The organism is Streptomyces sp. SID5469, assembly GCF_009862865.1.
Taxonomy (GTDB): domain Bacteria; phylum Actinomycetota; class Actinomycetes; order Streptomycetales; family Streptomycetaceae; genus Streptomyces; species Streptomyces avermitilis.
In genome coordinates, this window is sequence record NZ_WWIN01000001.1 from 2,294,460 (window position 1) to 2,307,603 (window position 13,144).

A 13,144-nucleotide genomic window follows, 5' to 3' on the forward strand; every position below is an offset into this window, starting at 1 on the left:
CGACCCTACTCCTGCCCGTAGGCTCGGGGGGAGTCGCGCGAAGGAGGCAAAGGGAGTGCCGGTGGAGATCACCTGGTGGGGGCATGCCACCTGCACGGTCGAGGACTCGGGAACGCGCGTTCTCACCGACCCGCTCTTCGCGCGCCGCCTGGCGCACCTGCGGCGCCGCCGGGGCGCACCGCCCCCGCCCGAGGCGGCGGTCGCGGACGTGGCGCTCGTCTCGCATCTGCACGCCGACCACCTCCACGTACCGTCCCTGGCCCGGCTCGCCCCCGGCACCCGGCTGCTGCTGCCGCGGGGCGCCGTGCGTCAGGTGCCGGGGCTGCGCAGGCTCGGTCATCTGCGGCTCACCGAGGTCGCGCCCGGCGATCGGACGCAGGTCGGTGACCTGGTCGTACGGACCGTTCCGGCGCGGCACGACGGACGGCGGCTGCCGGTCGGTCCGCACCGCTCGCCCGCGCTCGGGTTCGTGATCGAGGGTGCCGCGCGGACGTACTTCGCGGGGGACACCGGGCTGTTCGAGGAGATGGCCGAGGAGGTCGGGCCCGTCGACGTGGCGCTGTTGCCGGTCGGCGGCTGGGGGCCGTATCTCGGCGAGGGGCACCTGGACGCGGGGCGGGCCGCGCAGGCGCTCGCGCGGCTGACGCCCCGCAGCGCGGTACCGGTGCACTACGGCACGTACTGGCCGATCGGGATGGATGCCGTGCGCCCCCATGAATTCCACACGCCGGGCGCCGAGTTCGTGCGCCTCGCGGCGGAGCGCGCGCCGGCGGTCGCGGTGCACCTGCTGGCGCACGGCGAGAGCGTACGCCCGGAGGTGGCCCGGTGAGACGCCCGGTCCGCAGACCGCACACCACCGTGACGGAGGCCGCCCGGTGATATTCCTGGCCGCGGTGAACTCGACCGTGTCACCGGCGTCCACGCAGCAGGCCATCGGCTATCCGACGCTGTTCCTGCTGGTGCTGATCGGCGCGCTGGTGCCGGTGGTGCCGACGGGCGCCCTGGTCAGCTCCGCGGCGGTGGTGGCCTTCCATCAGTCGGCGCCCTTCGCGCTGCTGTTCGTCTTCGCGGTGGCGGCGCTCGCCGCGTTCCTCGGCGACATCGCGCTGTACTGGCTGGGCCGGCGCGGAATGCGCTCCAAGAACGGGTCGCGCTGGCTGCGGGCGATCCGCGACCGCGCGCCCGAGGACCGGCTCGCACAGGCGCAGGAGAAGCTGCGCGACCACGACATCGCGGTGCTCACGCTGTCCCGGCTGGTCCCGGCGGGCCGTCTCCCGGTGATGCTCGCCTGTCTGATGGCGGACATGCCGCTGCGGCGCTTCGCCCGCGGCAACGGCCCGGCGTGCCTCGCCTGGGCGGTGACGTACCAGCTGATCGGCATCCTCGGCGGTTCCCTGTTCGAGGAGCCGTGGGAGGGCGTGGTGGCGGCGGTCGCGCTGACGCTGACGATCAGCGTCGCGCCGAGCGTGTGGCGCAGGCTGCGCAGGGACGCCGCCTAGCTCTACGTCCTGTCCGGCGGATCATGATGCCGGAGGAAGGCGGCGGAGCCTTGTCAGCCCGGGTGCGCCGGGGCATGAACCGCCGGACAGGCTCTGGGCCCGGAGATCACTCCAGGACCCGGGAGGCCCCCACCGGCAGGTCCCACAGGTCCTCGCGGGCCAGCCCCGCCTTCTCCCAGGCCGCCCGCACCCGGGTGAGCGGCTCCAGGACCGGCTCCGCGGACAGGACGAACGTCGCCCAGTGCATCGGCGCCATCCGGTGCGCGCCGAGGTCGACCGCCGCCTGTACCGCCTCCTCCGGATCGCAGTGCACGTCGCTCAGCCACCAGCGCGGGTCGTACGCGCCGATCGGCAGCAGCGCCAGGTCGATACCGGGGTAGCGGCGGCCGATCTGCGCGAACCAGTGCCCGTATCCCGTGTCCCCAGCGAAGTACACGCGCTGCCCGTCGGGCGCCGTGAGCACCCAACCGCCCCACAGGGTGCGGCAGGTGTCGGTCAGGCTGCGTTTGGACCAGTGATGGGAAGGCACGAAGTCCAAGCGGACACCGCCCAGTTCGGCCGCCTCCCACCAGTCCAGCTCGGTCACCTGCGTGAAGCGGCGGCGCCGGAACCAGCGGGCGAGTCCGGCGGGCACGAACACCGGGGTGTCGCGCGGGAGTCTGCGCAGGGTGGGGGCGTCCAGGTGGTCGTAGTGGTTGTGGCTGATGACGACCGCGTCGATGCGCGGCAGGGCGCTCCAGGCCACCCCGACGGGGGTGATCCGGGCGGGTGTGCCGAGGATGCGGCGGGACCAGACCGGGTCGGTGAGGACGGTGAGGCCACCGATCCGGACCACCCAACTCGCGTGCCCCGCCCAGGAGACGGCGACCATGCGCGCGTCCACCCGGGGCAGCGGCGCCGGCTCGAAGGGCAGCTTCGGGATGTCGGCGAGTCCCTCGGGTCCCGGCCGTATCGCGCCCTCGCGGGCGAACCGGGCTAAGGCCTTGAGTCCGGGCAGCGGGGCGGTCAGCCGGTCGGCGAAGGAGCGCTGCCATCGCCGGCGCTCGCCGAGCGGACGCGGCTCGGGCGGTGCGTTCGGCGGTGCGAGGGGCCCGGCGGGGGTGGGCGGGGACGGGGACGGGGACGTGAATGTGGTCGTGGTCGTGGTCGTCGACGTCGGCTCGTCGGCGTCCTGGTCCGTCGGCGAAACGGTGCTCGTGGTGAACCCGGACTGCTTCGTCTGCTTCGTCTGCTTCGTCTGCTCCGTCTGCTCCGTCTGCTGCGTCTGCTGCGTCATCGAGGAGGCTCCCATCGCTGAGCGTCGTCGCGAAGATCGTCGAAGACCGATCCCAGAAGGATCAACGCGCGTTGCACGTGTGGCAGTTCCAAAGGCGCGGGTGAATCGAGGCACCGCGTCCGCTCCTCGGCGGTGGTGCCGAGGAGCGGCCCGGTGGACAGCCGTACGCGCAGGGCCGCGAGGTCGTCCCCGAAGCGCTGGCCGCCGGGCGCGGGCAGGCCGAGCCGGGCGGTGAGGAAGTCCTCCAGTTCCTGTGCGTCGCCCACTCCGTGCGCGCTGAGCGCGGAGCGCAGCGGGCCGAGGTCCACGTACAGATGCCGGCCGGCCTGCGGGGGCCGGGCGAGGGCGCCCGCGGTGACCACCGCACGGTGCGCGGCGGTGGCCACGCGCGCGTGCAGGCGTACGGCGGCGGTGAGGCGTTCGGTGACGTCGGCGGGCTCGTCGAGCGCGTACGCGGCGGCCGCGGCGACCGGTCGGGCGATCCGGGCGCCGAGCGCGGTGAGGACGTCGAGGACACGGGCGCGCAGCCCGGCGCCGTCGGCGGTGTCCGGGAAGCGGGCGACGGCCGCGGGCCAGCCGGCCGGCAGGAAGGGGCCGGCGAGGTCGGTCAGGACGGTGACCCCGTCGGGGAGCATCTCGGCGGGGCTGAACAGCACGGTGTCGTGCGGGCGGTGCACGGTGTCGCGCCAGGTCTCGTCGCTGACCAGGTGCAGTCCCTCGCCCGCGGCGGCCTCGATGGTCTCGTGCAGCACCTCGGGCGGGTGCGACGGTTGGCGGTTGGGGTTCGTTCGGCCGACCCGGCGACGGAACCGAAGGACCCCCCGGGATTCCCCCGGCCTTCGGGCACGGAACCCTGCGACCGGTTCTTCCAGGAGGGGGGGTCCGGAATCCCGGGAAGGCCCCCCCAATTTCCCCCGGGGGGTTCGCCAACAAGGGAACACCGGACCCTTCCCAGGCGGCCCCGGGCCCTTGGGGGTGCCCACCAGGCGGCGCAGGGCCGGGGCACGAGCACATCGCCACCGAGCGCCGCGGTCAGTGCGAGGAGCAGGGCCGGGGCGCCCGGTGCGGCGGCGACGCGGTCGGGGCCCGCGGACAGACCGCGCCGCCCGAAGTAGCCGCAGGCCGCGGCGAGGAGGGCGGGGCCGCCGCCGGCGGGTTCGGCGTCGGGGCGGTCCGCGGCGGCGGCGAGGGCGGCCGCGAGTCCCGGCAGTACGGGCAGTCCCTGGTCGGGCAGCGGCGGGCCGTAGCGGACGGGGCCGTGTCCTTCCCGATCCGTCCGCCGCATGGGTGCCTCCGCGCAGTCTCGTACGTCCGTTCCCCATACGGTCTCGGCCGTGCCCTCGGCCTCTCCGTACCCAGGGTTCCGTCCTGCCATGGGCGCCCGGCCGGGTTGCGCCCGTCACAGCGTCAGATGCGGGAGGACGTTCCCTTCCGGCGCAGCACTCGGTAGCAGGCGGCGCCGATGGCGACCGCGACCAGGACGCTGCCGGTGACCAGGGCGGGGATCGACCCGGTGAAGGCGCCGCCCTCGCCGGCCTGCGCTCCGCGCTGGACCCCGGGAGGCGCATCCGCCGCACCGGACGGATTCACGGCGTCGGGGCCGTTCGGCGTGTCGGGGGGATCGACGGCGTCGGGGCGATTCACCGCGTCGGGCGGCTCGACCGTGCCGGGGCGGCTCGCGGTGCCGGGCGGAGCCAACGTGCCGGGGGGATCCACCGCGGCGGGCGCATCCAGCGTGTCGGGCGGGACCACCACACCGGGCGGCACCACCGCACTGGGGGGATTCACCTCGTCAGGACGGTTCACCGCGTCGGGCGCGTCCGCCGCGTCGGGGCGATTCACCGCACCGGGATCCACCGTGTCGGGCGGAACCACCGCACCCGGAGGATCCACCGCGGCGGGCGCATCCAGCGTGTCGGGCGGAGCCACCGCGCTGGGAGGATTCACCTCGTCAGGACGATTCACCGCGTCGGGCGCGTCCGCAGCGTCGGGCGCGTCCGCAGCGCCGGGCACGTCCGCAGCGCCGGACGGATCCGCCGCGCCGTTGCGGGCCTCGCCGTCGCGGGTGTCGCTGGGCAAGGCGGTCCACTGACTCTCCTGGCCGCCCGTCGTCACGGGGCACTGTCCGTCGACCTCCCACTGCGCCGGGGGGCCGGCCGCACCGGTAGCACCGCCGTCGAAGTCCCCGTCGGACGGCATACGCGCCGTCTCGCCGTCGGCGGCCGCCCCGGCGTCGTCGTTCCCTCCGAGCCGCAGCTGGGCCTCGGTCTCCTCGGAGCTCTGCGGGCCGGCCTCGATGGCGTCGGACCGCTCCGCGCCGGTGGCGTCGCAGGAGACGGAGAGGGTGACGGCGCCGCCGGGCGCGACGGAGCGCGGTCTGACCTCCGTGGCCGGATCCGCGGACGCGGCCGGGGCGGCGACGCCCAGGGCGGCACCGGCCAGGGCGGTGGCGGACAGGACACGGGCGCAACGGCGCATGGGCTGGGCTCCTTCGGCGGGCTCTGCGGGGGCACGGCGGTCGTGCCCCCGCAGCCCATGACAGCCCGCCCGGCGGCCGCACGCGCGCGGCCGGGCACCATTCGCGCTACGTACGCCGCCGGGCGGGTGACAATGCCGGACCACTGCGGAGCCTGCGGTCGGCGGTACGGCGTCTGCGGTCGGCGCCCTGGGAGAGCCCTGGGAGAGCCGGCGCAGGGCTCCGAAGGCCGCGTCCGACCCCGCCGAGGCCACCCGGAACGCGGCGCCGGTGGGTGAGCCGCTTCTCCATGGCGAAGGCGAGGGCGAGGGCACGGCGAGGGACATGATGTCCCGTCACCTCGCCCTCGCCCTCGCCCTCGCTCTCAGCCGGACGAACCTGAACCTCGGCTCAGGCGGCGTCCCGCATCACCTGCTCGCGCAGTCGGTCGCAGCAGCGGCTGATGATCCGTGACACATGCATCTGGGAGATGCCGAGCTGCTCGGCGATGCGGCTCTGCGTCATGTCACCGAAGAACCTCATGTAGAGGATGTCCCGTTCGCGCTCGGGCAGCGCCTGGAGGCGCGGCTTGACGGCCTCGCGGTCGACGACGATGTCCAGGGCCGGGTCGGCCGAGCCGAGGGCGTCGCTGAGCGAGTACCCGTCCTCGCTGCCGGGCAGTTCGGCGTCGAGGGAGAGCGCCGTGAAGCTCTCCAGGGCCTCCAGGCCCGCCCGGACGTCCTCCTCGCTCATGTTGGCGTGCTCGGCGATCTCGGCGACGGTGGGCCTGCGGCCCGAGATGGTCTGCGAGAGGTCCTGACTGGCGAACCGCACACGGTTGCGCAGATCCTGGACGCGGCGCGGCACGTGCAGGGTCCACATGTGGTCGCGGAAGTGGCGCTTGATCTCGCCGGTGATCGTGGGCACGGCGTAGCTCTCGAAGGCGTTGCCGAGCTCGGGGTCGTACCGGTCGACGGCCTTGACCAGGCCGAGCGACGCGACCTGGCGCAGGTCTTCGTAGTTCTCGCCGCGGTTCCGAAAGCGTCCGGCGAGCCGTTCGGCCATGGGCAGCCAGGCCTCGACGATCTCCTCACGGAGTGTGTCGCGCTGCTGGCCCGGCGGGAGCGTGGCGAGCTTGCGGAAGGCCTCTGCGGTGTCGGGTGCATCGTCGTGCGAGTGGCGCTTCGCGCTGGCTTGGGTTCGCATGGTGCGTCGCAACTCCCTTGAGGGGTGCCTGGGGTGGACGGTCACCGTGGGAGCGCACCCGGACACGGGACCGGACACACCCGTGGTGAGGGTTTCCCGCTCCCACGGACGTGCCTCCTGTCCGAAGCACTGTCAGACCGCCTGCCCCTGATCATGCGAGGCAAACCACCCGCACAGCCTCCGGGTGAAAACCGTTGCCGCCCCCGGTTCAGGAGCGACGGCAGGGCCACGCGGCGGACGCTCCGCACGGGTCCGCCCGATCCCGTGTCGACCTCGTCCCACCGGGTACGCGGTGCTCACCCGAGCTCACCCCGAAAGGATCTGGAGCGAAACATGCAGCGAGGCAGTGACCGGCTGAGCGTCCACCGGGACGACGAGATGAAACACGAACTGCAGGGTCTGCTGCGGTCCGGTCACCCGACGCGGGCCGAAGAGTGGAACGACCCGGAACCGACGGCCGACGACGACCCGCAGATCGCGGGCGGCCCTGTGACGCCCGGCGGCGCCACGGGCTCGCTGGCCGCCGTGCGCTACGAGCTGGGCCGGCATCTGGGACGCACCTCGTTCCCCGCGGGGCCCGCCGATCTGATCGGCGCCCTGCGCCGCAGCCACGCCCCCGACGCGCTCGTCGAACCGCTGGAGCGGCTGCCGCACAAGGCCCGCTACACCAACGCGCACGAGCTTGCCGAGGCGGTCGTACGGACCGCCGACGGCGCCGGGCCGCAGGACGAGGAACAGGGGTAACACGGGTAACAGGCGAACTGGAGGAACAGGAGCCGGACGCCCAGCGAACAGGTTCGCGGGTACCGCGGGCCACAGCGGGAGATCACAGAAGGGACCACTTCCATGGCTGATTTCGTCAGGGAGGTCATGACTCCCGGCGTCGTCGCGGTCCGCCCCGACGCATCGCTCGTCGAGGCCGCGCAGCTCATGCGGGCCCAGGATGTGGGCGATGTCCTCGTGACCCTCGACCAGCAGCTCGTCGGCGTGCTCACGGACCGTGACATAGCGCTGCGTGCCGTCGCGGACGGCGTCGACCCGCGCACCGTGAGCGCCCAGGGCGTGTGCACGACCAACCCGGTGGTGATCGGCCCCGACGAGCCCGTGTCGGCCGCGGTCGCGCTGATGCGGGAGCACACCGTGCGCCGACTTCCGGTCGTCGAGGACGGACACCCGGTGGGCATGGTGAGTCTCGGCGATCTGGCGGTCGCGCAGGACCCCGAATCGGTGCTCGCCGACATCAGCCGCGCCGAACCGGACAGCTGGCCGGGCGCGGCTCCCGCGGCACGCTGAGGGCCGGCCGGCAGGCTGAGAAAGGACAGTGAACAGTCATGCGCATCGCATTCCTGACCGCCCCCGAGGGGGTCGAGCAGATCGAACTCACCGACCCCTGGCAGGCGGCGGTCGACGCCGGGCACCAACCGGTCCTGGTCTCGACCGAGCCCGGACAGGTCCAGGCGTTCAACCATCTCGACAAGGCGGACACCTTCCCCGTCGAGGAGGTGGCCGGTGAGGTGCCGGCCGACTCCTTCGGCGCGCTGGTCCTGCCCGGCGGGGTGGCCAACCCCGACGCACTGCGGATGGACGAGCGGGCGGTGGCTTTCGTCCGCGCCTTCTTCGACCAGGGCCGTCCGGTCGCCGCGATCTGCCACGCCCCGTGGACGCTGATCGAGGCCGGCGTGGTCCCGGGCCGTGTGCTGACCTCGTGGCCGAGTCTGCGGACGGACATCCGCAACGCGGGCGGCACCTGGGTCGACGAGCAGGTGCAGATCTGCGACCAGGGGCCCAACACGCTGATCACCAGCCGCAAGCCGGACGACCTGAAGGCGTTCCGCGAGGCGTTTCTGACCGAGTTCGACAAGGCTGCGGCCGCGTAGCGGCTCAGCCGGACGTCCCGAAGCCGGTGCTCGGTCCGGACCAGCTGGTCCGGACCGAGCACCGGCTTCACGTGCGCCGACCGCACGGGGGCCGGACGGTCGACGCGGACACCTCGGTCAGCTCGGACGCCTCACGCGCCCTGAGCACCTCACGCGGCTCGGGCAGACCTCACGCGAGTCACGACTGGAGGCTCGTCACGCCTGGGCGCATCCCCGCTCCCGGGCTCCCTCACGAGTGCGGCCCGGGGCCACCGGGCGGCGTGGATGGCGGCGCAGATACTCGCCCTCCAGCTGCGCCATGCGGACGTTGTGCACCCGCAGCGCGTCGTTGGAACCGTGCAGCAGCGTGTCGTGACGCGTGCGGTGGATCGCCTCCAGCTCCTTCATGAGTTGCTGGTCGGTCAGGCGGCCCGGGTCGACTCCGTTCATGATCGTGCCCCGATCGTCGTGTCCCTGGTGCGGTCCGGGTACGCGCTCGGGACCTACCACCCGAGGGCATCCAGGAGGGACCATGGATCTCGCCTCTCTCCATCCACTCTACGAACATCCGGGGCCCTGGGCCTCCGCATACGCCGACACGCCCCGGCGCACCAGGGCCACGCCTACGGGCGCTCCCCGACGGCGCGGGCCGCGCGCGTTCCGCTACCTGGCCCGCTCCACCCGGCGCTCGTCCCACACCGGCTCCGCCGTCTCCCGTACGCGGCCGTCGGAGCCGAAGACGAGATAGCGGTCGAAGGACCGGGCGAACCAGCGGTCGTGCGTGACCGACAGGACCGTGCCGTCGAAGGCCTCCAGGCCCTCCTGGAGGGCCTCCGCCGACTCCAGGTCCAGGTTGTCGGTCGGCTCGTCCAGCAGCAGCGCGGTCACGCCCTCCAGCTCCAGCAGGAGGATCTGGAATCGGGCCTGCTGTCCGCCGGACAACCGCTCGAACCGCTGCTCGGCCTGGGCGGTCAGCTCGTAGCGCCGCAGCCGGGACATGGCCGCGCCGCGGTCCTGGGAGTGCTCGCCCCACAGGATGTCCAGCAGCGTGCGGCCCTCCAGCTCCGGGTGGGCGTGGGTCTGCGCGAAGTGCCCGGGCACGACACGCGCGCCCAGCTTCCACTCCCCCGTGTGCGTGACGTCGTCGCCCGCGAGCAGGCGCAGGAAGTGCGACTTGCCGGAGCCGTTGGAGCCGAGGACGGCGACCCGCTCGCCGTAGAAGACCTCCAGGTCGAAGGGTTTCATCAGCCCGGTGAGCTCGAGCCCCTTGCAGGTGACCGCCCGTACCCCGGTACGGCCGCCCTTGAGCCGCATGGTGATGTCCTGCTCGCGCGGCGGCTCGGGCGGCGGTCCCGCCTCCTCGAACTTCCGCAGCCTGGTCTGCGCGGCCTGGTAGCGGGACGCCAGCTCATGGCTGATGGAGGCCGCCTGCCGAAGATTCAGCACGAGCTTCTTCAGCTGGGCGTGCTTCTCGTCCCAGCGCCTGCGCAACTCCTCGAAGCGCGCGAAACGTTCCCGCCGCGCCTCGTGATATGTCGCGAAACCGCCGCCGTGCACCCAGGCGTCCGCCCCGGTGGGGCTCGGTTCGACGCTCACGATCTTCTCCGCGGCGCGGGCGAGCAGCTCACGGTCGTGGGAGACGAAGAGAACGGTCTTGCGGGTCTCCTTGAGCCGCTCCTCCAGCCAGCGCTTGCCGGGTACGTCGAGATAGTTGTCGGGCTCGTCGAGCAGCAGCACCTCGTCGGTGCCGCGCAGCAGCGCTTCGAGCACGAGCCGCTTCTGCTCGCCACCGGAGAGGGTGCGCACCTGTCGCCACTGCGCCTTCTCGTACGGCACTCCGAGCGCGGCCATGGTGCACATGTCCCAGAGCGTCTCCGCCTCGTACCCGCGGACCTCGGCCCAGTCGGAGAGCGCCTGCGCGTACCGGAGCTGGGCGGCCTCGTCGTCGACGGTCATCATGGCGTGCTCGGCGGTGTCCACGGCGCGCGCCGCTTCCTGGATGCGGGGCGACGCGACGGACACGAGCAGTTCCCGTACGGTCGTCTCGTCCCGCACGGACCCCACGAACTGCCGCATCACCCCGAGTCCGCCGCCCACCGTGACCCCGCCACCGTGCGGCTTCAGCTCACCGGAGATCAGCCGCAGCAGGGTGGTCTTCCCGGCCCCGTTGGGCCCGACGAGGGCGACGACGGCCCCTTCTCCCACCCGGAACGACACATCGCCGAGCAGCACCCTCCCGTCGGGAAGGTAGTACTCGAGATGCGCGGCTTCCAGATGTCCCATGGCGCGCATTGTCCTGGGAATCGCCTGCCCCGGGCAAACTCGTTTCGTGTCCGCGGCCGCCTCCGCCCGGGCCGGCACGCAGTAATCCCGCCGCCCTGGGTACGTGCCCCCCATGACCCCAGATGTCGACCTGACGGTCCGCCCCCCGCGCCCCCGCGTCCTGCGAGACCGACTGCTCGCCGCCGACTACCGCCTCTTCGAGAAGGTCGCCGCCCGGCACTGGCCGGGGGGCGACCGCCTGCTGCCCAGGCTGAGCCGCACCGCGAACCACGGGGTCCTGTGGTTCGCCGCGGCCACCGCCCTCGCGGCCACCGGCAGCCCCCGTGCCCGCCGGGCCGCCGCCCGGGGCCTCGCCTCGCTCACCCTGGCCTCCGCCACGATCAACACCCTCGGCAAGCGCTCGGTCCGCCGCCCGCGCCCCGTTCTCGACCCGGTCCCGCACGTCCGCCGCCTCAAGCGCCAGCCGATCACCACGTCGTTCCCGTCGGGCCACTCCGCCTCGGCCGCCGCCTTCGCGACGGGCGTCGCCCTGGAGTCACGCGGCCTGGGCGCGGCGCTCGCACCGCTCGCCGCCGCCGTCGCCCTCTCGCGCGTCTACACGGGCGTCCACTTCCCGAGCGACGTCCTGGCGGGCGCGGCCCTGGGCGTGGGCGCCGCGTTCGCCGTCCGCGGGCTCGTGCCGACCCGCGACCGGCTCCCGCCGCCGGGCCGCCCGCGCGTGGACGCGCCCGCGCTGCCCGACGGCGCGGGTCTGGTGGTCGTGGCCGACCAGGGCGCGGCGGCCCCGGACCGCGTCCGCGCCCTCGGGGACGCCCTCCCCCGTGCCGAGACGGTGCAGTGCGAACCGGACGAGGTGCGGGCCGAGTTGGAGAAGGCCGCCGCCCGCGCCCAGGTGCTCGGGGTGTGCGGGGACGACGGCACGGTGAACGCCGCCGCCGAGGTGGCCCTGCGTCACGGCCTCCCGCTCGCCGTGCTGCCGGGCGGCTCACCCGACCACCTCGCGCACGACCTCGGCATCGAGGGCGTACGTGACCTGACCCGCGCCCTGCGGCAGGGCGACGCCGTGCGCGTGGACGTCGGCCGCTTCACCTCCGGGGACATCGAGCGCTGCTTCCTCGGCTCCGTCGGTCTCGGCGTCCATCCGGAGCTGGTACGCGAGCGGGAACGCTGGGCGGAGTGGCTCGGCGCCTGGCCGGCCGACGTGATCGCCGCGCTGCGGGTGCTGCGCGCGGACCATCACCCCTTGCAGGTCGGACTGGGGGGTGCGCCCCGCCCGCTGTGGCTGCTGTTCGCGGGCAACGGCACGCACCACCGCACGGGGCTCGCGCCCGGCCGCCGCCACGAGCTCGCGGACGGGCTCCTCGACGTACGCGTCGTGCACGGCGGCCGCCGCCCCGCCGCCCGCCTGCTGGCCGCGGCCCTCGCCGGTCCGCTCACCCGGTCCCCCGCCCACGCGGCGGTCCGGGTACGGGAACTGCGCCTGACCGGTGTCGCGCCCGGCACCCTCCTCGCCCACGACGGCGAAGTCACCGAAGTCCAGGGCGATGTGACGCTCCGGAAGCTTCCGGAGGCGCTGACGGTCTACCGTCCGTTCCCCCGCACCTGACCGCGAGATCGGTGGTCCATATGGCAAGACGCGGGTCTCATCATTCGACATTCGCACGTACCGTGATGCCTGTCGCCCCGCGGTGAGGCTCCGCGGGGCGCGTACGACGCGCAACCGACGCGAAGGGGAACGGTCATGTCGAAGTCGCAGGAGACCGCCGTCTACACCCACGGCCATCACGAGTCCGTGCTGCGCTCGCACACCTGGCGCACAGCGGCCAACTCGGCGGCGTATCTCCTCGACTCGCTGAAGCCCCACATGAAGATCCTCGACATCGGCTGCGGTCCGGGCACCATCACCGCCGACCTGGCGGCGCTGGTCCCGGACGGCCGGGTGACCGGGGTCGACCACGCACCGGACATCCTGGAGCAGGCCAGGGCCACGGCCGCCGGGCGCGGTCTGCGCAACGTCGAGTTCGCGGTCGCGGACGTGCACGCGCTGGAGTACCCGGACGACACCTTCTGCGTGGTGCACGCACACCAGGTGCTGCAACACGTGGGCGATCCGGTGCAGGCGCTGCGCGAGATGCGCCGGGTCACCAGGCCGGGCGGTTTCATCGCCGTCCGCGATGCGGACTACGCGGCCATGACCTGGTATCCCGAGTCACCGGGCATGACCGACTGGCTGGACCTGTACCGGCGCGTCGCCCGGGCCAACGGCGGTGAGCCGGACGCGGGGCGCCGGCTCAGGGCGTGGGCGCTGCGGGCGGGCCTGACGGACATCACCGCCACGTCGAGCACCTGGACCTTCGCCACCGCGGAGGAGCGGGACTGGTGGAGCGGCCTGTGGGCGGACCGCACCCTCGCCTCGGCGTACGCGGCCCGCGCCACGGAGGGCGGCCACGCGACCACGCGCCAGCTGCGGGCGGTGTCGCAGGCGTGGCGGGAGTGGGGGCGGCAGGAGGACGGCTGGTTCTCCGTCCTGCACGGAGAGATTCTCTGCCGCAAGATCGTCTAGAGCAGC

General features: G+C 73.6%; 12 protein-coding genes and 1 pseudogene. 7 read left to right on the forward strand and 6 right to left on the reverse strand.

Annotated features, from left to right (window positions below; all coding sequences use genetic code 11):
• Nucleotides 1-55: 55 nt before the first annotated feature.
• Both GTY58_RS09860 and GTY58_RS09865 read left to right on the forward strand, forming a co-directional pair.
• Nucleotides 56-829: an MBL fold metallo-hydrolase gene (locus GTY58_RS09860; RefSeq protein WP_037647357.1), complete on the forward strand. Its 774-nt coding sequence runs from the start codon at nucleotides 56-58 to the stop codon at nucleotides 827-829.
• A 46-nt stretch (nucleotides 830-875) separates the two neighbouring features.
• Nucleotides 876-1,499 (forward strand): VTT domain-containing protein, encoded by a 624-nt coding sequence (locus tag GTY58_RS09865; RefSeq protein ID WP_010983308.1) that lies wholly within the window; start codon nucleotides 876-878, stop codon nucleotides 1,497-1,499.
• Nucleotides 1,500-1,605: 106 nt separating this feature from the next.
• On the opposite strand, the gene GTY58_RS09870 is transcribed toward GTY58_RS09865, so the two are convergent.
• The 4 genes and pseudogenes from GTY58_RS09870 to GTY58_RS09885 form a co-directional block, all read right to left on the reverse strand.
• The gene (locus GTY58_RS09870) at nucleotides 1,606-2,775 is read right to left on the reverse strand and encodes an MBL fold metallo-hydrolase (protein ID WP_010983309.1); all 1,170 of its coding nucleotides are present in this window, start codon (nucleotides 2,773-2,775) and stop codon (nucleotides 1,606-1,608) included.
• A pseudogene (locus GTY58_RS09875) lies at nucleotides 2,772-4,060 on the reverse strand (pyridoxal phosphate-dependent aminotransferase). Before GTY58_RS09875 ends, GTY58_RS09870 begins: the two are co-directional and overlap by 4 nt.
• Before the next feature lie 122 nt (nucleotides 4,061-4,182).
• Nucleotides 4,183-5,253, reverse strand: coding sequence for a hypothetical protein (locus tag GTY58_RS09880; RefSeq protein WP_010983311.1), 1,071 nt, complete (start codon nucleotides 5,251-5,253; stop codon nucleotides 4,183-4,185).
• 388 nt (nucleotides 5,254-5,641) lie between these two features.
• Nucleotides 5,642-6,436 carry an RNA polymerase sigma factor SigF gene (locus GTY58_RS09885; protein ID WP_010983312.1) on the reverse strand — a complete coding sequence of 265 codons (795 nt, stop codon included), beginning with the start codon at nucleotides 6,434-6,436 and terminating at the stop codon, nucleotides 5,642-5,644.
• A 333-nt stretch (nucleotides 6,437-6,769) separates the two neighbouring features.
• Here GTY58_RS09885 and GTY58_RS09890 point away from each other — a divergent pair, with 333 nt between their 5' ends.
• The 3 genes from GTY58_RS09890 to GTY58_RS09900 all read left to right on the forward strand — a co-directional run bounded on the left by GTY58_RS09890 (nucleotide 6,770) and on the right by GTY58_RS09900 (nucleotide 8,313).
• Entirely contained in the window at nucleotides 6,770-7,180 is a 411-nt protein-coding gene (locus tag GTY58_RS09890; RefSeq protein WP_010983313.1) for a DUF2795 domain-containing protein, read from the forward strand.
• 102 nt (nucleotides 7,181-7,282) lie between these two features.
• Nucleotides 7,283-7,729, forward strand: coding sequence for a CBS domain-containing protein (locus GTY58_RS09895; RefSeq protein ID WP_010983314.1), 447 nt, complete (start codon nucleotides 7,283-7,285; stop codon nucleotides 7,727-7,729).
• A gap of 38 nt (nucleotides 7,730-7,767) precedes the next feature.
• Nucleotides 7,768-8,313, forward strand: a complete 546-nt coding sequence (locus GTY58_RS09900; RefSeq protein WP_010983315.1) for a type 1 glutamine amidotransferase domain-containing protein — start codon at nucleotides 7,768-7,770, stop codon at nucleotides 8,311-8,313.
• A gap of 195 nt (nucleotides 8,314-8,508) precedes the next feature.
• Here the strand turns inward: GTY58_RS09900 and GTY58_RS09905 are convergent, their stop codons facing one another.
• Together GTY58_RS09905 and GTY58_RS09910 are read right to left on the reverse strand one after the other, a co-directional pair.
• The gene (locus GTY58_RS09905) at nucleotides 8,509-8,742 is read right to left on the reverse strand and encodes a DUF6158 family protein (RefSeq protein ID WP_037647525.1); all 234 of its coding nucleotides are present in this window, start codon (nucleotides 8,740-8,742) and stop codon (nucleotides 8,509-8,511) included.
• A gap of 213 nt (nucleotides 8,743-8,955) precedes the next feature.
• A complete protein-coding gene (locus tag GTY58_RS09910) occupies nucleotides 8,956-10,575 on the reverse strand; it encodes an ATP-binding cassette domain-containing protein (protein WP_010983317.1) in 1,620 nt (539 codons plus the stop codon).
• Between the two features lie 112 nt (nucleotides 10,576-10,687).
• Here GTY58_RS09910 and GTY58_RS09915 point away from each other — a divergent pair, with 112 nt between their 5' ends.
• Together GTY58_RS09915 and GTY58_RS09920 are read left to right on the forward strand one after the other, a co-directional pair.
• Nucleotides 10,688-12,181: a bifunctional phosphatase PAP2/diacylglycerol kinase family protein gene (locus GTY58_RS09915; protein ID WP_010983318.1), complete on the forward strand. Its 1,494-nt coding sequence runs from the start codon at nucleotides 10,688-10,690 to the stop codon at nucleotides 12,179-12,181.
• Between the two features lie 135 nt (nucleotides 12,182-12,316).
• Complete coding sequence (locus GTY58_RS09920) at nucleotides 12,317-13,138, forward strand: methyltransferase domain-containing protein (protein ID WP_010983319.1); 822 nt, start codon at nucleotides 12,317-12,319, stop codon at nucleotides 13,136-13,138.
• The last annotated feature ends 6 nt before the right edge of the window (nucleotides 13,139-13,144 follow it).

Coding starts and splice junctions, on each gene's coding strand:
- GTY58_RS09910 (WP_010983317.1), bottom strand. CDS start 10,575: ATGGGACATCTGGAAGCCGCGCATCTCGAGTACTACCTTCCCGACGGG.
- GTY58_RS09890 (WP_010983313.1), top strand. CDS start 6,770: ATGCAGCGAGGCAGTGACCGGCTGAGCGTCCACCGGGACGACGAGATG.
- GTY58_RS09920 (WP_010983319.1), top strand. CDS start 12,317: ATGTCGAAGTCGCAGGAGACCGCCGTCTACACCCACGGCCATCACGAG.
- GTY58_RS09905 (WP_037647525.1), bottom strand. CDS start 8,742: ATGAACGGAGTCGACCCGGGCCGCCTGACCGACCAGCAACTCATGAAG.
- GTY58_RS09915 (WP_010983318.1), top strand. CDS start 10,688: ATGACCCCAGATGTCGACCTGACGGTCCGCCCCCCGCGCCCCCGCGTC.
- GTY58_RS09900 (WP_010983315.1), top strand. CDS start 7,768: ATGCGCATCGCATTCCTGACCGCCCCCGAGGGGGTCGAGCAGATCGAA.
- GTY58_RS09895 (WP_010983314.1), top strand. CDS start 7,283: ATGGCTGATTTCGTCAGGGAGGTCATGACTCCCGGCGTCGTCGCGGTC.
- GTY58_RS09880 (WP_010983311.1), bottom strand. CDS start 5,253: ATGCGCCGTTGCGCCCGTGTCCTGTCCGCCACCGCCCTGGCCGGTGCC.
- GTY58_RS09870 (WP_010983309.1), bottom strand. CDS start 2,775: ATGACGCAGCAGACGCAGCAGACGGAGCAGACGGAGCAGACGAAGCAG.
- GTY58_RS09885 (WP_010983312.1), bottom strand. CDS start 6,436: ATGCGAACCCAAGCCAGCGCGAAGCGCCACTCGCACGACGATGCACCC.